The sequence below is a fragment of the Kribbella sp. NBC_00359 genome (assembly GCF_036097425.1).
Lineage (GTDB): Bacteria > Actinomycetota > Actinomycetes > Propionibacteriales > Kribbellaceae > Kribbella.
In genome coordinates, this window is sequence record NZ_CP107975.1 from 3,747,632 (window position 1) to 3,766,142 (window position 18,511).

Consider the following 18,511-nt stretch of genomic DNA (forward strand, 5'->3'; position numbering starts at 1 on the left):
CGCGATGACGAAACTGATCTCGCACAAGATCCTGGGTGTCGCCTTCATCGGCGTGCTGTGCTTCCTGCTCTGGCTGACGTACGCCTTCTACGCCAAGGTCTTCACCGAGACCGTGAACGTCGAGCTCAAGACCAGCCACATCGGCCTGCAGCTGAACGACCACGCCGACGTGAAGCTGCGCGGCATCATCGTCGGCGAGGTCACCGGGGTCTCCACCGACGGCGACGAGGCGACCGTCGACCTGGCGCTCAAACCCGACCAGGTGGCCGAGATCTCCAGCGCGGTCAGCGCCCGGATCCTGCCCAAGACCCTGTTCGGCGAGAAGTACGTCGCCCTGGTGCCGCCGACCGGCGCGGAGGGACGGCACATCAAGGCCGGCGACGTCATCGCGCGGGACAGGACCGCGGTCGGCATCGAGATCGAGAAGGTGCTGAACGACGCGCTCCCGCTGCTGCAGGCGGTCGACCCGGCCGACCTGAACGCCACGCTGAACACGCTGGCCACCGCACTGGAGGGCCGCGGCGCCGAGATCGCCGGCACGCTGACCCAGCTCGACGGCTATCTGAAGAAGCTGAACCCGAGCGTCCCGAAGCTGATGGACGCGCTGACCAAGCTCACCCAGGTCGCCCAGCTGTACGGCGACGCGACGCCGGATCTCGTCCGTGCGCTGCGCAACCTGACCATCACCGGCAACACGGTGGTGGAGAAGCAGGTGCAGCTGCAGACGTTCTTCCTCGACGTGCAGAAGCTGTCCACGAGCGGGAACACCTTCCTGAAGGAGAACGAGGACCGGGTGATCCGGCTCGGCGAGGTGAGCCGGCCGGTGCTGGATCTGCTGGAGCGGTACTCGCCCGAGGTGCCGTGCTTCCTCAAGGTGATGACGGACACCGCGCCGATCCTCAACGACACGTTCCGGGACGGCCGGCTGAACATCAACCTCGAGCTGATCACCAACCAGCCGACGCCGTACGAACCGAACGAGTTGCCGGCCTACAAGGACCACCGCGGGCCGACCTGTGTCGGGAAGAACTACAGTCACCCGGGGTCGAAGCCCGGTCCGTACACGCAGGAGAACCCGGCGCCGTACATCACCGGTGACGACGGCGTGATCGGCGATCACAACAAGAACCAGCGCTTCCCGCTGAACCTGCAACTGAACCGCGCGATGCCCGGCTTCGCCCTGGACACCCAGGGCGTCGGTACGCCGGCCGAGCAGAAGGTCGTCGACTCGGTCGTCGCGCCGGAGATGGGTATCCCCGCGACCGACGTCCCCGATCTGACCACCCTGCTGGTCGGCCCCCTGCTCCGGGGAGGCCAGGTGAATCTCAAATGAAGCTCCTGGACAAGAAGACCTCGCTCGACACCGTCCGGCTGGCGATCTTCGTGGTCGTCACCACGGTCGCGACCGCGCTGCTGGCGGTGACGATCGGCAACATCACCTTCAACGCGACCACGAAGTACCGGGCCGTGTTCACCGACGCGGTCGGGCTGAACAAGGGTGACGACATCCGGATCGCCGGTGTGAAGGTCGGCCAGGTCGACAAGATCGCGCTCTACCAGGACACCTTGGCGATGGTGACCTTCAGCGTCGACTCCGACCAGATCCTCGACGCGTCGACGCACGCGACGCTGCGGTACCGGAACCTGGTCGGCAACCGCTACATCGCGCTCACCGACGGCGTGGGCGGCGGCGAGCGGCTGAAGAAGAACGGCATCATCCCGAAGGAGCGGACCGCGCCGGCGCTGGACCTGTCGGTGCTGTTCAACGGGTTCAAGCCGTTGTTCACCGCGCTCACCCCGGCGGACGTGAACCAGTTCGCCTTCGAGGTGATCAAGGTGCTGCAGGGCGAGGGCGGCACAATCGAGTCGCTGCTGGCCAAGACGGCGTCGCTGACCACGACGCTGGCCGACGCGGACCAGGTGATCGGCGACCTGATCACCAACCTGACCGCGACCCTGCAGATCGTCTCCCAGCGGCAGCAGAACTTCTCCCAGCTGCTGGTAAACCTGCAGCAGTTCATCACCGGGCTGAGTCAGGACATCAACCCGATCCTGAACTCGCTCGGCTCGATCAACTCGCTGAACACCAAGACGGCCGGCCTGCTGCAGCAGACCCGGGTGCCGATCAAGGCGGACCTGGACCGGCTCCGCACGGTCGCGACCACGCTCGACGACACACAGGCGATCTGGGTGAAGACGTTGCAGTACATGCCGGAGAAGCTGAACACCATGAGCCGGACCGCGTCGTACGGCTCCTGGTTCAACTTCTACCTGTGCAACTTCGACGGCAACGTCACCCTGCCCACCGGCACCCGGATCCCCGTCGCCTACGACGTCAACTCGGCGAGGTGCAAGAAGTGAAGCCGTTCCGTGAACAGAACCAGGTGACCGTGGGCGTGATCGGCCTGACGGTGATCGGGCTGATCATGCTGGCCGCGTTCAAGGCGCAGGACCTGCCGCTGATCGGCGGCGGCACGAAGTACTCCGCGCAGTTCTCCGAGGCCGGCGGGCTCAAGCCGAACGACGAGATCCGGGTGGCCGGCGTACGCGTCGGGCAGGTGCGGAACGTCGAGCTCGAGGGCACCCACGTCCGGGTCGACTTCGTGGTGGACAAGGGCGTGAAGCTCGGCGACCAGACCGGCGCCGAGATGAAGATCAAGACCCTGCTCGGCCAGAAGTACCTGAAGCTGAACCCGGCCGGCTCCGGTCAGCTGAAGGCCGGCTCCGAGATCCCGCTGGCTCGGACGGTTTCGGCGTACGACGTCGTGGACGCCTTCACCGATCTCGCCAACACGACCGAGCGGATCGACACGGCGCAACTGGCCAAGGCGCTGGACACGCTGTCGGCGACGTTCAAGAACACCCCCGAAGAGGTGCAGGCGTCGCTGACCGGCCTGTCCCGCCTGTCCCGGAACGTGGCCAAACGCGACGAGCAGCTCAAGCTCCTGCTGCAGCACTCGAACGTGGTCACCAAAGTCCTTGCCGACCGCAACCAACAGCTGATCAAGCTGATGAAGGACGGCAACTCCGTCTTCCAGGCCGTGCAGGCCCGGCGGGCGCTGATCCATCAGTTGCTGGTCTCGACGCAGAAGCTGTCCGCCCAGATCACCGCGCTGGTCCGGGAGAACCGCAAGGACCTCAGCCCGACGCTGACGAAGGTGAACGCCGTCCTCGCGGTCCTGCTGAAGAACCAGAACGATCTGGACGCCAGCATCAAGGGGCTGGCGCCGTTCGTCCGGCTGTTCACCAACACGCTCGGCACCGGCCCGTGGTTCGACGTCTACCTGCAGAACCTGGCGCCCGTCCCGGAGATCCCGCTGCCGAAGGCCGGCATACCCGGCCTGCCCACGATCCTGGGAGGTGGCGGCTGATGCGGCTCGCCTCCGTTTCCCGGTTGATCGCGATCGCGGTGGTCCTGGTGATCCTCGCGGTCAGCGTGGTGACGCTGTGGCCGAAGCCCGCGCGGGTGACGGCGACGGCGTACTTCCCGCGTGCGGTGTCGGTCTACCCGGGCTCCGACGTCCGGATCCTCGGTATCAAGGTCGGCGAGGTGGAGAGCGTCACCCCGGCCGGCCGGAGCGTGCGGGTGAAGTTCTGGTGGGAGGCCAAGCACAAGGTGCCGGCCAACGCCAAGGCCGTGATCGCGTCCCCGTCGATCGTCGCCGACCGGTACATCCAGCTCACCCCGGCGTACTCCGAGGGTGACGTGATGGCCGACGGCGCCGAGATCCCGCTGACGCGGACCGCCGTACCGCTCGAGCTGGACCAGATCTACCAGAGCCTGAACGACCTGTCGGTCGCACTCGGCCCGAAGGGCGCCAACGACCAGGGCGCGCTGTCGCGGCTGCTGGACGTCTCGGCGAGGAACCTGAACGGCCAGGGCCAGAAGCTGAACCAGACGATCACGGACGTGTCGAAGCTGACCGGCACGCTGGCGGGCAACTCGCAGAGCCTGTTCAGCACGATCCGGCAGCTGCAGACGTTCGTGTCCGCACTGGCGGCGAACGATGCGCTGGTCCGCCAGTTCAACAACAACTTCGCCGCCACCTCGACCACGCTGGCCGGTGAGCGCAAGGACCTTTCGTCGGCGCTGTCGCTGCTGGCGACCGCGCTCGGTGAGGTCGCGACGTTCGTCAAGGACAACCGGACGCTGGTGAAGACCACGGTCTCCAGCGCCACCGCGCTGTCGCACATCCTGGTCAACGAGAAGGCCGCGCTGACCGAGGTGCTCGACACGGCTCCGCTCGGCCTGGGCAACCTGGCGCGCATCTACAACCCGCAGTACGGGACGCTGGACCAGCGGATCAACGCGGCCCAGCTGGACGACCCGGCGGCGTTCATCTGCTCGCTCCTGCTGCAGGTGAACCAGCCGATCTCGACCTGCTCGGCGCTGAAGCCGGTGCTCGACGCCCTGCCGAAGCTGCCGCTGCTGAGCCAGCTGACCGGCAGTGCCCCGGCCAGCGGCGGCCCGGCCGGTACGCCGTGGGCGCCACTCCCGAAGGCGCCGCTGAACAGCCCCGACCCGGTCGACCCGACCCTCGGGGGGTTGGTCCGATGAGGCGCCGTACGACGATTGTGGCCGCGGCCGTGGCGTTCGCGACGCTGCTGACCGGGTGTGATTTCAGCGTGTACTCGTTGCCGTTGCCCGGTGGCGCGAAGATCAAGGGGCCGTCGTACACGGTGACGGTCGAGTTCGCCGACGTGCTGGACCTGGTGCCGAAGTCGTCGGTGAAGGTGGACGACGTCACCGTCGGCACGGTCGAGAAGGTCTGGCTGGACGGGTACGTCGCGAAGGTCCGGATCAAGCTGCCGAAGAGCCTCGACCTGCCGGACAACGCGCACGCGACGATCCGCCAGACCAGCCTGCTCGGCGAGAAGTTCGTCTCGCTGTCCCGGCCGACCGGATCGGAGGAGCCGCGCGGCAAGCTGGACAACGGCGAGGTCATCCCGCTGTCCCGGACCACCAGCAACGTCGAGGTCGAGGAAGTCCTGTCTGCGCTCTCCCTGCTGCTGAACGGCGGCGGCGTGGCCCAGCTGCAGATCATCACCCAGGAGCTGAACAAGGCCCTGACCGGCAACGAACCGGCCATCCGCAGCGTGCTGACCCAGCTGAACACCTTCGTCGGCACCCTGGACCAGAACAAGCAGCAGATCATCACCGCGATCACCGCGGTCGACGCGCTGGCCAAGAAGCTGAACGCGCAGAAGGCCACCCTGGCGACCGCGATCGACTCGCTGCCGAAGTCGATCGCCACCCTGGACAAGCAGCGCGCGGCCCTGGTCAAGACGCTGCAGGCGCTGGCGACCCTGGGCAACACCGCGACGAGGGTGATCACGTCCGCGCAGAAGGACCTGGTCGCGAACCTGCGGTCGCTGTACCCGATCCTGACCAAACTGGCTGAGGCGGGGGAGGACCTGCCGAAGTCGCTCGAGTTGCTGTTCACGTATCCGTTCCCGGACGGGGCCGCCAAGGCCGTCGGCGGTGACTTCACCAACCTGGGCATCACCCTGGACGTGAACACCCAGAAGGCACTGAAGGGCATCCTCGGGCTGAACCTGCCGACCGTCGGTCCGACGGCGCTGCCGACCGGCCGGATCAGCCTCCCGCTGCACAACCCGACCGGCGGCGGCCTGCCGACGTTGCCGGTGCCGACCGGTACGGCGACGACCTGTATCACGCTGCTCGGGTTGCCGGTCTGTACGCCGAAGCTCAACCGGTCCGGGTTCGATCCCGATCTGGCCAGGGCGCTGATGCCGGGGGTGGCCAAGTGATCACCAGAACGGTCCGGATCCAGTTGATGGTGTTCCTGCTGATCACCGTCGTCGGGGTCGCCTTCGTGGGCGCGAAGTACGCCCAGGTGGACAAGCTGTTCTTCGACGAGGACTACACGGTCAGCGCCAGCTTCGCCGAGTCCGGCGGCATCTTCACCGGCGCCGAGGTGACGTACCGCGGCCAGCCGGTCGGCCGGGTCGGCCAGCTCAAGCTGCTGTCCGACGGCGTCGAGGTCAACCTCGACATCGACAAGAAGCAGAAGATCCCGAACGACCTGCTCGCGGTGGTCGCGAACCGGTCCGCGATCGGCGAGCAGTACGTCGACCTGCAGCCGCGGCGCGACAGCGGTCCGTACCTGCAGAACAACTCGACGATCGCCCGCCAGGACACCGCGATCCCGATCGACACGACCGAGCTGCTGCTGAACCTCGACCAACTGGTCAACTCGGTCGACAAGGAGAGCCTGCGCACCACGGTCCGCGAGCTCGGGACCGCGCTGAAGGGCAAGGGCACCGACCTGCAGAAGATCATCGACAGCTCCGGCAAGCTGATCGACGACGCGGACGCGAACGTGCTGCAGACGATCAAGCTGATCAACGACGGCGACACCGTGCTCGCCACCCAGGTGGCCAGCGGCGACGCGATCAAGACCTGGGCGAAGAACCTCGCGCTGCTGTCCGACACCCTGGTCAGCTCGGACGCGAACCTGCGCCAGGTGATCGACCAGGGCTCGGCCGCCTCGTCGCAGGTCACCGGGCTGATCGAGGACAACCGTGCGGACATCGCCGTGCTGCTCGGTAACCTGCTGACGGTGAACGAGATCACCGCGGTCCGGCTGGACGCCGTCGAACAGTTGCTGGTGGTGTACCCGGCGGTGGTGATGGGCGGGTACGTCGTACCCGCGAAGGACCCCGGGACCGGGCACTACGACGCGCACTTCGGCCTGGTGCTCGGGCTCACCCCGCCCGCCTGCCGGCCCGGGTACGGCGGGACGGACAAGCGGGTCCCGCAGGACACGTCGAACACCAAGGCCAACACCAAGGCGAGCTGCACCGCGAACCCGTCGACCGGCGTCAACGTCCGCGGCGCGCAGAACAAACCGAACCCGTCGTCCCGCGAGCTGAACCGGACCGGGTACGGGATCGGGTACGACCCGGCCACCGGCGACGCCGGCGGGTCCGGCGGGATGCCGGAGATCATCCTGGGCTCCACCGGCGGCCAGGCCGACCTGCTCGGCAGCGACTCCTGGAAAGCCCTGATTCTCGGACCGGTGACCAGCAAGTGACTTCCAAGCGTGGCCCAATGATTCTGGCGTGGGCGCTCAGCGTCCTGCTCGTCGTCGCACTGGCCGGAGCGACGATCGCGGTGATCGCGCTGCGGAAGCAGAGCGCGGACGACTCCGAGCGGGAGGGTGCGATGAAGGCGGGCCGGCAACTGGCCCTCGACTTCACCACCTACGACTACACCACCTGGGACGCCGACTCGAAGCGGGTGCTGGACGACTCGACCGGGCAGTTCAAGCAGGAGTTCCAGTCCGGCATCGACGCGGTGAAGACCGACGTGGTGACCAACAAGGCGACGTCCAAGGGCGACGTGAAGGAGGCCGCGGTGGTCTCGAACGACAAGGACTCCGCCCAGGTGCTGGTGATCGTGAACGCGGTGGTGACGAACACGGCCTCGGCCGACGGTGTCGAGCGCCGCTACCGGATCAAGCTGGACATGGTCCGCGAGAAGGACCGCTGGCTGACCGCCGACCTCCAGGTGGTGGGCTGATGCCGGACCGCTCCCGCAACCGCCCCCGCATCGCCGGCCAGCGTCGTACGTCGGGTACGGCGCTCGACGAAGTGACAACGAACGACACCGAAGCGACCGAAGAGACGTTCGCACCGGCTTCGGAGGATGTGACCCCAGCCACATCGACGCCTCCGGACGCCCCCGCGGAGGAGATTTCCGAGACACCGACGGTTACGGACGGTGACAAGAAGCGTGGTCTGGGCCGGATGCTGACCGTGGCCCTCGGGGTGGCCGTCGTCCTCGTGCTGACGGTCGCGGTGGTGCTCGGGATCAAGGCGTGGCAGGGCAAGCAGGCCGAGGACGCGCGCGACCAGGCCGCCGCGGCCGGTCGGAAGGCGGCCGAGACCGCGCTCAGCTACGACTACCGGGACCTGGACAAGAGCTTCGCCGCGGCCCGGGCGACGATGACCCCGGAGTTCGCCGGCAAGTTCGACGAGACCGCGAAGGTGGCCGGCGAGCTGGCCACCAAGACCAAGGCGACGGTCAAGGCCGACGTCCGCGAGGTCGGGGTCCGCGACGGCGACGCCGACCGGGTCACGCTGATCATCTTCGTGAACCAGACCACCACCAGCACGATCACGCAGGGTAAGCCCCGGGTGGATCTGAACCGGACCCGGTTCACGATGGTCCGAAAGGACGGCCAATGGCTGGTCCAGGAGATCGCCGGACTGTAGTCTCTTTGTGACTCCGCACCAGCAGGACGCCGGGCGGCTCGCGGGTGATCTACCCGCTGGAGACCCCGGGTCGGTCCTTGACGGAGAGGGTGGTCCGACGGCATAGTGTTGGACCCCGTTGGACAGGCTTGCCTGGATCATGTAACCTAGTGCTTTGCGCTGCCTTTACTTACACCCTGGCTCGGGTCTCGACTTGACTAGGGTGGTTCGGCGTGCGCTCCCAGCACCGAAGTGATTTCTGCGAGCCCGTGGAAGGACGCCCCTTGGTCGCCTCGCGCAACCCCCAGTCCGACAGCATTTCCGACGTTTCCGGCTCACCACGCCGCATCTCCTTCGCAAAGATCTCCGAACCTCTCGAGGTTCCGGATCTGCTTGCGCTGCAGGTGGACAGTTTCGACTGGCTGGTCGGCAACGAAACGTGGCAGGCCCGTGTGGCCGCCGCCGAGGCCGAGGGACGGACCGAACTGTCCGGCCCTTCCGGCCTGGAAGAGATTTTCGAGGAGATCTCCCCGATCGAGGACTTCAGCGGCACCATGTCGCTGTCGTTCCGCGACCACCGCTTCGAGCCTCCGAAGAACACGGTCGACGAGTGCAAGGAGCGGGATGTCACCTACTCCGCGCCGCTGTTCGTCACCGCCGAGTTCATGAACAACGAGACCGGCGAGATCAAGAGCCAGACCGTCTTCATGGGTGACTTCCCGCTGATGACGCGCAAGGGCACCTTCGTCATCAACGGCACCGAGCGTGTCGTGGTGTCCCAGCTCGTCCGCTCGCCCGGTGTGTACTTCGAGCGCACGCCGGACAAGACGTCGGACAAGGACATCTTCACCGCCAAGATCATCCCGTCGCGCGGTGCGTGGCTGGAGTTCGAGGTCGACAAGCGCGACATGGTGGGCGTGCGGCTGGACCGCAAGCGCAAGCAGAACGTCACCGTGCTGCTCAAGGCGCTCGGCTGGACCGACGCGCAGATCCTGGAGGAGTTCGGCGACTACGAGTCGATCCGGCTCACCCTGGAGAAGGACCACACCTCCGGGCAGGACGACGCGCTGCTGGACATCTACCGCAAGCTGCGGCCGGGCGAGCCGCCGACGCGGGAGGCCGCGCAGGCGCTGCTGGACAACTACTACTTCAACGGCAAGCGCTACGACCTGGCCAAGGTCGGCCGCTACAAGATCAACAAGAAGCTCGGCCGCGACGAGGCCCACGACACCGCGGTGCTGACGATCGACGACATCGTCGCCACGATCAAGTACCTGGTGGCACTGCACGAGGGCAAGACCGAGCTGCCCGCGCCGACCGGTGAGATCGTCGTCGAGGAAGACGACATCGACCACTTCGGCAACCGCCGGCTGCGCACCGTCGGCGAGCTGATCCAGAACCAGCTGCGCACCGGCCTGGCCCGGATGGAGCGCGTGGTCCGGGAGCGGATGACGACCCAGGACGTCGAGGCGATCACGCCGCAGACCCTGATCAACATCCGTCCGGTGGTGGCGGCGCTGAAGGAGTTCTTCGGCACCTCCCAGCTGTCCCAGTTCATGGACCAGACCAACCCGATCGCGGGTCTGACCCACAAGCGCCGCCTGTCGGCCCTTGGCCCGGGTGGTCTGAGCCGCGAGCGGGCCGGCTTCGAGGTTCGCGACGTGCACCCGTCCCACTACGGCCGGATGTGCCCGATCGAGACCCCGGAAGGCCCGAACATCGGCCTGATCGGCTCGCTCGCGACGTACGGCCGGGTGAACCCGTTCGGCTTCGTCGAGACGCCGTACCGCAAGGTCGTCGACGGCCAGGTCACCGACCAGGTGGACTACCTGACCGCGGACGAGGAGGACCGGTTCGTCATCGCGCAGGCGAACGCCGCGCTGACCGACGACGACCGGTTCGCCGAGGACCGGGTGCTGGTCCGCCGGCGCCACGGTGAGGTCGAGCTCGTGCTGGTCGAGGACGTGGACTACATGGACGTCTCGCCGCGCCAGATGGTGTCGGTGGCGACCGCGATGATCCCGTTCCTCGAGCACGACGACGCCAACCGCGCCCTGATGGGCTCCAACATGCAGCGCCAGGCCGTTCCGCTGATCACCGCGGACGCCCCCCTGGTCGGTACCGGCATGGAGTTCCGCGGTGCGGTCGACGCCGGTGACGTGGTGGTCGCCGACAAGGCCGGTGTGATCAAGGAGGTGTCGGCCGACCTGATCGAGGTCGCCGCCGACGACGGCACGTACCAGACCTACCGGCTGGCGAAGTTCCGCCGCTCGAACCAGGGCACCTGCATCAACCAGCGCCCGCTGGTCGACGCCGGGCAGCGGGTCGAGGTCGGCACGCCGCTGGCCGACGGTCCGTGCACCGACGAGGGCGAGATGGCGCTCGGCCGCAACATGCTGGTCGCCTTCATGCCGTGGGAGGGTCACAACTACGAGGACGCGATCATCCTCTCCCAGCGCGTCGTCCAGCAGGACCTGCTGACCTCGATCCACATCGAGGAGCACGAGGTCGACGCTCGCGACACCAAGCTGGGTCCGGAGGAGATCACCCGGGACATCCCGAACGTCTCCGACGAGATGCTGGCCGACCTGGACGAGCGCGGCATCATCCGGATCGGCGCCGAGGTCACCACCGGCGACATCCTGGTCGGCAAGGTCACGCCCAAGGGTGAGACCGAGCTGACCCCGGAGGAGCGGCTGCTCCGGGCGATCTTCGGTGAGAAGGCGCGGGAGGTCCGCGACACCTCGCTGAAGGTGCCGCACGGCGAGGAGGGCACCGTCATCGGTGTCCGGGTCTTCGACCGCGACAACGGCGACGAACTGCCGCCGGGCGTCAACCAGCTGGTCCGGGTGTACGTCGCCCAGAAGCGCAAGATCTCGGTCGGCGACAAGCTGGCAGGCCGGCACGGCAACAAGGGCGTCATCTCCAAGATCCTGCCGGTCGAGGACATGCCGTTCCTCGAGGACGGCACCCAGGTCGACATCATCCTGAACCCGCTGGGCGTGCCCGGCCGGATGAACGTCGGTCAGGTGCTGGAGACCCACCTCGGCTGGATCGCCAGCCGCGGCTGGGAGGTCGACCCGGAGAACCAGGAGGAGTGGGCCCAGCGGCTGATCAAGATCGGCGCCGGTTCCGCGGCTCCGATGACGAATGTCGCCACCCCGGTCTTCGACGGCGCCAAGGAGGAGGAGGTCACCGGCCTGCTCGGCTCCACGCTGCCGAACCGCGACGGTGTCCGGATGGTCGACGGCTCGGGCAAGGCCCGGCTGTTCGACGGCCGTTCGGGTGAGCCGTTCCCGGAGCCGGTCGGCGTCGGCTACATGTACATGCTGAAGCTGCACCACCTGGTCGACGACAAGATCCACGCACGGTCGACCGGTCCGTACTCGATGATCACGCAGCAGCCGCTGGGCGGTAAGGCCCAGTTCGGCGGCCAGCGGTTCGGCGAGATGGAGGTGTGGGCCCTGGAGGCCTACGGTGCCGCCTTCGCGCTGCAGGAGCTGCTCACGATCAAGTCGGACGACGTGGTCGGTCGCGTCAAGGTATACGAAGCGATCGTCAAGGGCGAGAACATCCCGGAGCCGGGTATCCCGGAGTCCTTCAAGGTTCTGGTCAAGGAAATGCAGTCCCTGTGTCTGAACGTGGAAGTGCTCTCGTCCGACGGAAGCCGGGTCGAGATGCGCGACAGCGAGGAGGACGTCTTCCGTGCAGCGGAGGAACTGGGCATCGATCTGTCCCGGCGTGAGCCGAACAGCGTCGAGGAGGTCTGAGCGGGTTGCCGCTTGAGATCAACAACCAACTCACTCAGACCATTTTTAGCAACGGGAGATAACACATCGTGCTCGACGTGAACTTCTTCGACGAGCTTCGGATCGGCCTGGCGACCGCGGATGAGATCCGCCAGTGGTCGCACGGCGAGGTCAAGAAGCCCGAGACGATCAACTACCGGACGCTCAAGCCCGAGCGTGACGGCCTTTTCTGCGAGAAGATCTTCGGTCCCACCCGGGACTGGGAGTGCTACTGCGGCAAGTACAAGCGCGTTCGCTTCAAGGGCATCATCTGCGAGCGGTGTGGCGTCGAGGTCACCCGCTCCAAGGTGCGCCGTGAGCGGATGGGCCACATCGAGCTGGCCGCCCCGGTCACCCACATCTGGTACTTCAAGGGTGTCCCGTCGCGGCTCGGCTACCTGCTCGACCTCGCCCCGAAGGACCTCGAGAAGGTCATCTACTTCGCGGCGTACATGATCACCGACGTCGACGAGGAGGCGCGGCACCGCGACCTCTCGTCGCTGGAGGGTCGCACCGACGTCGAGCGCAAGCAGCTCGAGAACCGGCGCGACAACGACATCGAGCAGCGGATGAAGAAGCTCGAGGAGGACCTGGCGCAGCTCGAGGCCGAGGGCGCCAAGGCCGACGTACGGCGCAAGGTCAAGGAAGGCGCCGAGCGTGAGGTCAAGCAGTTGCGCGACCGTGCGCAGCGCGAGATCGACCGCCTCGACGAGGTCTGGACCCGGTTCAAGAACCTGAAGGTCCAGGACCTGGAGGGCGACGAGATCCTCTACCGCGCCATGAAGGAGCGGTTCGGCAAGTACTTCGAGGGCGCCATGGGTGCCGCCGCGATCCAGCGCCGGCTGGAGACCTTCGACCTGAAGGCCGAGGCGGACAACCTGCGCGAGACGATCAAGACCGGCAAGGGCCAGCGCAAGACCCGCGCCCTGAAGCGGCTCAAGGTCGTCACCGCGTTCCTGGCCACCAACAACAGCCCGATGGGCATGGTGCTCGACTGCGTTCCGGTGATTCCGCCGGACCTGCGGCCGATGGTCCAGCTCGACGGTGGCCGGTTCGCCACCTCGGACCTGAACGACCTGTACCGCCGGGTGATCAACCGGAACAACCGGCTCAAGCGACTGCTCGACCTGGGCGCGCCGGAGATCATCGTCAACAACGAGAAGCGGATGCTGCAGGAGGCCGTCGACGCGCTGTTCGACAACGGCCGTCGTGGCCGTCCGGTCACCGGCCCGGGCAACCGGCCGCTGAAGTCGCTGTCCGACATGCTCAAGGGCAAGCAGGGCCGCTTCCGGCAGAACCTGCTGGGCAAGCGCGTCGACTACTCCGGCCGTTCGGTCATCGTGGTCGGCCCGCAGCTGAAGCTGCACCAGTGCGGTCTGCCGAAGGCGATGGCGCTGGAGCTGTTCAAGCCGTTCGTGATGAAGCGGCTGGTCGACCTCAACCACGCGCAGAACATCAAGTCCGCCAAGCGGATGGTCGAGCGCCAGCGCGCCCAGGTCTGGGACGTGCTGGAAGAGGTCATCACCGAGCACCCGGTCCTGCTCAACCGTGCACCAACCCTGCACCGGCTGGGCATCCAGGCGTTCGAGCCGCAGCTGATCGAGGGCAAGGCGATCCAGATCCACCCGCTCGTCTGCTCCGCGTTCAACGCGGACTTCGACGGTGACCAGATGGCGGTGCACCTGCCGCTGTCGGCCGAGGCGCAGGCCGAGGCCCGGATCCTGATGCTGTCGACGAACAACATCCTGAAGCCGGCCGACGGCCGTCCGGTCACGATGCCGACGCAGGACATGATCATCGGCATCTACTTCCTGACCATGCTGAAGGAGGGCGCGCTCGGCGAGGGCCGGGCGTTCAGCTCGGTGGCCGAGGCGCTGATGGCGTTCGACCGCAACGAGCTGTCGCTGCAGGCGAAGATCACGCTGCGTCTCGACGAGTCCGGCGTACCCGCCGGTGCCACTGAGCGTGCCGAGGGCGGGTTCGCGCTGGAGACGACGCTGGGCCGGGCCCTGTTCAACGAGGCCCTGCCGCAGGACTATCCGTTCGTGGACGTCGAGGTCGGCAAGAAGCAGCTGGGCGGGATCGTCAACGACCTGGCCGAGCGGTACTCCAAGGTCGAGGTCGCCAACGCCCTCGACGCGCTGAAGGACCTCGGTTTCCGCTGGGCCACCCGCTCGGGTGTCACGGTGTCGATCGACGACTTCAGCACGCCGCCGAGCAAGCCGGAGATCATGGCTCGCTACGAGTCGCAGGCCGAGAAGGTCCAGAAGCAGTTCGAGCGAGGTCTGATCACCTCGTCCGAGCGGCGCCAGGAGCTGATCGAGATCTGGACCGGCGCCAACGCCGAGGTCGGCAAGGCCATGGAGGAGAACTTCGAGAAGGCCAACCCGATCTGGATGATGGTCCACTCGGGTGCCCGAGGCAACATGATGCAGATCCGGCAGATCGCCGGTATGCGTGGCCTGGTGGCCAACCCGAAGGGCGAGATCATCGCCCGGCCGATCAAGTCCAACTTCCGCGAGGGTCTGTCGGTGGTCGAGTACTTCATCGCCACCCACGGTGCCCGGAAGGGTCTGGCCGACACCGCGCTGCGGACCGCCGACTCGGGGTACCTGACCCGTCGTCTGGTGGACGTGTCGCAGGACGTGATCATCCGCGAGGAGGACTGCGGGACCGAGCGGGGCCTGCCGAAGAAGATCGGCGAGAAGGGCCCGGACGGCAAGGTCGTGCACGCCGAGAACGTGGAGACCAGCGCCTACGCACGGACGCTGGCCGGCGACGTGAGCGACGCGGACGGCAACGTCGTCCTCGAGGCCGGCAGCGACCTCGGCGACGTGTCGATCGCGAAGCTGGTCGAGGCCGGGATCGAGGAGGTCAAGGTCCGCTCCGTGCTGACCTGTGACGCCAAGACCGGTACCTGCGCGAAGTGCTACGGCCGTTCGCTGGCGACCGGCAAGCCGGTCGACATCGGTGAGGCCGTCGGCATCATCGCGGCGCAGTCCATCGGTGAGCCGGGTACGCAGCTGACGATGCGTACCTTCCACACCGGTGGTGTCGCGGGTGATGACATCACCCACGGTCTGCCGCGTGTGGTCGAGCTCTTCGAGGCCCGTCAGCCCAAGGGCAAGGCGCCGATCTCCGAGGCCGCCGGCCGGATCTCCATCGAGGACACCGACAAGACCCGGAAGCTGGTGCTCACCCCGGACGACGGTTCCGAGGAGGTCGCCTACCCGGTGTCGAAGCGTGGTCGCCTGCTGATCGAAGAGGGTCAGCACGTCGAGGTCGGCCAGCAGCTGACGCAGGGTACTCCGGACCCGCAGGAGGTGCTGCGGATCCTCGGCGTACGCAAGGCGCAGGAGCACCTGGTGGACGAGGTCCAGGAGGTGTACCGGTCGCAGGGTGTGGCCATCCACGACAAGCACATCGAGATCATCGTCCGGCAGATGCTGCGCCGGGTCACGGTGATCGAGTCGGGCGACGCCCAGCTGCTGCCGGGTGAGCTCGCGGACCGAATCACCTTCGAGGCGGAGAACCGTCGCGTGGTGGCCGAGGGCGGTACGCCGGCCTCGGGTCGTCCGGTGCTGATGGGTATCACCAAGGCCTCGCTGGCGACCGAGTCGTGGCTGTCGGCCGCCTCCTTCCAGGAGACGACCCGCGTCCTCACCGAGGCCGCGATCCACGGCAAGTCCGACTCGCTGGTCGGTCTGAAGGAGAACGTCATCATCGGCAAGCTGATCCCGGCCGGTACGGGCATGGACCGGTACCGCAACATCCGGGTGGAGCCCACCGAGGAGGCGAAGGCCGCGATGTACTCGATGGTCGGCTACGAGTCGTACGACTACGACTTCGGCCCGTCCACCGGTCAGTCGGTCCCGCTCGACGACTTCGACCTCGGTTCCTACCAGAACTGAGCCAAGTCACCCGCCGAGGGCGGCACTCCCACAGGGGGTGCCGCCCTCGCGGCGTTCGGGGCACGATGGACCATGGCCGCGAACAAGACGGTGAAGACGGACGCGTCCGTCGACGACTACCTGGCCGGCATCGCCGGCGTACGTGGTGCGGACGCCCGCGCCCTGAACGCCTTGATGATCGAGGTGACCGGCGTGGAACCGGCGATGTGGGGACCGTCGATCATCGGCTTCGGAGACCGGCACCTGGTCTCCGCGCGAGGCCGTGAGGTCGACTGGTTCGACATCGGATTCGCCGCCCGCAAGCAGGCCCTGACGCTCTATCTGAGCAACGGTTTCGAGGGGTACGGCGACCTGCTCGCGAAACTCGGCCCGCACACGACCGGCGTCGGGTGCCTTTACGTCAAACGCTTGTCTGACGTGGATTCCGGCGTTCTGACCGAGCTCGTACGGCGGTCTGTCGAAGACACTCGGGGTGGCGGCTGAAAGTGTCCGGCGGATGCGCCAAGATTGGGGCATGACGGATCTCCCGGCCTATCTGCGGCCCTTTGTCCTGGGAGTTTTGGACGGGCCCGACGTGCGGGTGGACAGACTGGGAGAGATCGACTTCTATCGCCCGGCCGGGACTGCCCGGACCGGGGCGGTTCTGTTCGTGCACGGGGGTCCTGGGCCTGCCGGCCTCGAGGTGATGCCGCGGGACTGGCCGGTCTACCGGGGGTACGCGACCGCAGCCGCCAGGCGGGGCCTGGTGGCCGCTGTCGTCGACCACAGCCTGATCCACGGCCTCGACCGCCTGGTCACCGCCGCGGACGAGGTGGAGGCCGCGGTCGGTGTCCTGCGTTCCGATCCACGCGTCGACCCCGATCGGGTCGGCCTGTGGTTCTTCTCCGGCGCCGGCCTGCTGGCGGGGGAGTGGCTGGACAGCCGCCCCGACTGGCTCCGGTTCGTCGCCCTGTCCTATCCCCTGCTCGCCACCCCGCCCGGTGTCGACGATCTGGTAAACGCCGCCGAAGTGATCGGCAAACACAAGGATCTGCCGGTGCTGCTGACCAGGGCCGGGCTCGAGCGCGAGGAGCTCGCCGGCCCGGTCGCGGAGTTCGTTTCCGCGGGTGGCAGCTCGCTGGGCATCATCGACGTACCGAAAGGGCACCACGGGTTCGACATGCTCGACCACACCGAAGAATCACGCGCCGCCGTCACCAAGGCTCTGGACTGGGCGATCGCCCACCTGGGCGAGGAGCCCGGCGGCGAGGAGAAGTTGCTCGTCCCACCCCCGCCGCCGGCCAAGAAGACCACGACCACCCGCCGCAGGACGCCTGCCGCCAAGCCCGCCGCGGCGGTCAAGGAAGCACCGGCAGTTGCTGAACCCGCCAGTCAGCAGGTGCCCACTCCTACTCCGGCCCCTGCCGCGACCATGGCGCCGCTGGCCGACCTGGGCGCCGCCACCATCGCCGCTGTCACGGCGGACACGCCCGCCGCGCGCGTCGTCGCGCGCGAGCACGCCGCGTACGCCGCGCACGACCTGGAGGCGTTCCTGGCGATGTACTCTCCGACCGCGCGGATCCAGCTGGTCGACGGCACCGAGCTGAAGGGCCGCCGGTTCCTGCGCGAGCACTACCGGCCGCGGTTCGACGCCGGACGCTGCAAGACCGAGGTGGTGCAGAAGCTGATGCTCGGCGACTGGGTGGTCGAGCACGTGCTGGCCTACGACACCGGCGAGCCGGCCGCCCAGCTCGCGCTCTACCGCGCCGCCGACGGATTGATCACCGAAGTCGAGTTCCGTGCCTGAACCGATCGACCATCTGTCCGAGTTCGAGCGAACGGCCGCGGAGGTTGCGGCCGTGCTCGACCGGATGGACCCGGCCGCCGTGGTGCCGAACTGCCCGGGCTGGACGCTGGCCGACCTGGCCATGCACCTCGGTTCGGGGCAGCGCTGGGCCGCGTCGATCGTGCTCAGCGGCATCTCCCAGAAGCGCCCGGAGGTCCTGCGTACGACGATCTCCTGGTCCGACTGGTATGCCGGTACGACCGCCGCACTGGCCGCCGCGCTCCGGGCGGTCGATCCGGACGAACCGTGCTGGAACTTCGCGCCGGTCGATCAGCGGGCGGGATTCTGGTCCCGCCGGCGTATGCATGAGACAGTCATCCATCTCGTGGACGCCGTACAGGCTGAAGCCCCGGCAGCCACTGGTCTGGATGTGATACCTGCCGAGATCGCGGCCGACGGAGTGGACGAGGTGTTCGGGGTGTTCCTGCCCCGGATGCTGGCCCGCGGGGCGAAGCCGGCGGTCACCCGGCAGGTCGGCGTACGGGCGATCGACACGGGCGACGAATGGACGCTGACGCCTGTGGCTGAAGGGGATCGGCCGCAGGTGGAGCGGGGCAAGGCAGCCGGCGAGGCGGTCCTCTCGGGGACAGCGGCAGAGCTGGACCTCTGCCTCTGGAAGCGCTTGCCCGCGGACGTTCTGGAGGTCGAGGGGGACCGCTCGGTGGCAGTCGCTTTCCTGGCTGGTAAGACCACTCCGTAGAGCCTGTAGACTGGAGAAGCGGAATGGCCTCTGCGCCGGTCGGGTAGTCATTTTGACCGTGCTTGAG

13 protein-coding genes are annotated in these 18,511 nt (G+C 67.4%); all 13 read left to right on the forward strand.

The window, feature by feature from the left end:
• Nucleotides 1–4: 4 nt before the first annotated feature.
• The 13 genes from OG876_RS18375 (at nt 5) to OG876_RS18435 (ending at nt 18,444) form a co-directional block, all read left to right on the forward strand.
• The gene (locus OG876_RS18375) at nt 5–1,333 is read left to right on the forward strand and encodes an MCE family protein (RefSeq protein WP_328526099.1); all 1,329 of its coding nucleotides are present in this window, start codon (nt 5–7) and stop codon (nt 1,331–1,333) included.
• Complete coding sequence (locus tag OG876_RS18380; protein WP_328526100.1) at nt 1,330–2,361, forward strand: MlaD family protein; 1,032 nt, start codon at nt 1,330–1,332, stop codon at nt 2,359–2,361. Before OG876_RS18375 ends, OG876_RS18380 begins: the two co-directional genes overlap by 4 nt.
• Nucleotides 2,358–3,371, forward strand: a complete 1,014-nt coding sequence (locus tag OG876_RS18385) for an MCE family protein (protein ID WP_328526101.1) — start codon at nt 2,358–2,360, stop codon at nt 3,369–3,371. Before OG876_RS18380 ends, OG876_RS18385 begins: the two co-directional genes overlap by 4 nt.
• Complete coding sequence (locus OG876_RS18390) at nt 3,371–4,558, forward strand: MCE family protein (RefSeq protein WP_328526102.1); 1,188 nt, start codon at nt 3,371–3,373, stop codon at nt 4,556–4,558. Before OG876_RS18385 ends, OG876_RS18390 begins: the two co-directional genes overlap by 1 nt.
• Entirely contained in the window at nt 4,555–5,772 is a 1,218-nt protein-coding gene (locus tag OG876_RS18395) for an MCE family protein (RefSeq protein ID WP_328526103.1), read from the forward strand. Before OG876_RS18390 ends, OG876_RS18395 begins: the two co-directional genes overlap by 4 nt.
• A complete protein-coding gene (locus tag OG876_RS18400; RefSeq protein ID WP_328526104.1) occupies nt 5,769–7,058 on the forward strand; it encodes an MlaD family protein in 1,290 nt (429 codons plus the stop codon). The genes OG876_RS18395 and OG876_RS18400 overlap by 4 nt, the downstream gene beginning before the upstream one ends.
• 17 nt (nt 7,059–7,075) lie before the next feature.
• A complete protein-coding gene (locus tag OG876_RS18405) occupies nt 7,076–7,546 on the forward strand; it encodes a hypothetical protein (RefSeq protein WP_328526105.1) in 471 nt (156 codons plus the stop codon).
• Nucleotides 7,546–8,241 (forward strand): hypothetical protein, encoded by a 696-nt coding sequence (locus tag OG876_RS18410; RefSeq protein ID WP_328526106.1) that lies wholly within the window; start codon nt 7,546–7,548, stop codon nt 8,239–8,241. The genes OG876_RS18405 and OG876_RS18410 overlap by 1 nt, the downstream gene beginning before the upstream one ends.
• A 263-nt stretch (nt 8,242–8,504) precedes the next feature.
• Nucleotides 8,505–11,990, forward strand: a complete 3,486-nt coding sequence (rpoB, locus tag OG876_RS18415; protein WP_328526107.1) for a DNA-directed RNA polymerase subunit beta — start codon at nt 8,505–8,507, stop codon at nt 11,988–11,990.
• A 68-nt stretch (nt 11,991–12,058) separates the two neighbouring features.
• Nucleotides 12,059–15,919: a DNA-directed RNA polymerase subunit beta' gene (locus OG876_RS18420; RefSeq protein ID WP_328526108.1), complete on the forward strand. Its 3,861-nt coding sequence runs from the start codon at nt 12,059–12,061 to the stop codon at nt 15,917–15,919.
• Nucleotides 15,920–15,991: 72 nt separating this feature from the next.
• The gene (locus tag OG876_RS18425; RefSeq protein WP_328526109.1) at nt 15,992–16,402 is read left to right on the forward strand and encodes a DUF1801 domain-containing protein; all 411 of its coding nucleotides are present in this window, start codon (nt 15,992–15,994) and stop codon (nt 16,400–16,402) included.
• 31 nt (nt 16,403–16,433) lie between these two features.
• On the forward strand, nt 16,434–17,705 hold the full coding sequence (locus OG876_RS18430) for a nuclear transport factor 2 family protein (RefSeq protein ID WP_328526110.1): 1,272 nt from the start codon (nt 16,434–16,436) through the stop codon (nt 17,703–17,705).
• A complete protein-coding gene (locus tag OG876_RS18435; RefSeq protein WP_328526111.1) occupies nt 17,698–18,444 on the forward strand; it encodes a maleylpyruvate isomerase N-terminal domain-containing protein in 747 nt (248 codons plus the stop codon). The genes OG876_RS18430 and OG876_RS18435 overlap by 8 nt, the downstream gene beginning before the upstream one ends.
• Nucleotides 18,445–18,511 lie beyond the last annotated feature (67 nt).

Excerpts from the sequence above, each read along its gene's own strand:
- OG876_RS18380 (WP_328526100.1), top strand. The coding sequence starts at position 1,330 with ATGAAGCTCCTGGACAAGAAGACCTCGCTCGACACCGTCCGGCTGGCG.
- OG876_RS18405 (WP_328526105.1), top strand. The coding sequence starts at position 7,076 with ATGATTCTGGCGTGGGCGCTCAGCGTCCTGCTCGTCGTCGCACTGGCC.
- OG876_RS18425 (WP_328526109.1), top strand. The coding sequence starts at position 15,992 with ATGGCCGCGAACAAGACGGTGAAGACGGACGCGTCCGTCGACGACTAC.
- OG876_RS18375 (WP_328526099.1), top strand. The coding sequence starts at position 5 with ATGACGAAACTGATCTCGCACAAGATCCTGGGTGTCGCCTTCATCGGC.
- OG876_RS18430 (WP_328526110.1), top strand. The coding sequence starts at position 16,434 with ATGACGGATCTCCCGGCCTATCTGCGGCCCTTTGTCCTGGGAGTTTTG.
- OG876_RS18410 (WP_328526106.1), top strand. The coding sequence starts at position 7,546 with ATGCCGGACCGCTCCCGCAACCGCCCCCGCATCGCCGGCCAGCGTCGT.
- OG876_RS18390 (WP_328526102.1), top strand. The coding sequence starts at position 3,371 with ATGCGGCTCGCCTCCGTTTCCCGGTTGATCGCGATCGCGGTGGTCCTG.
- OG876_RS18395 (WP_328526103.1), top strand. The coding sequence starts at position 4,555 with ATGAGGCGCCGTACGACGATTGTGGCCGCGGCCGTGGCGTTCGCGACG.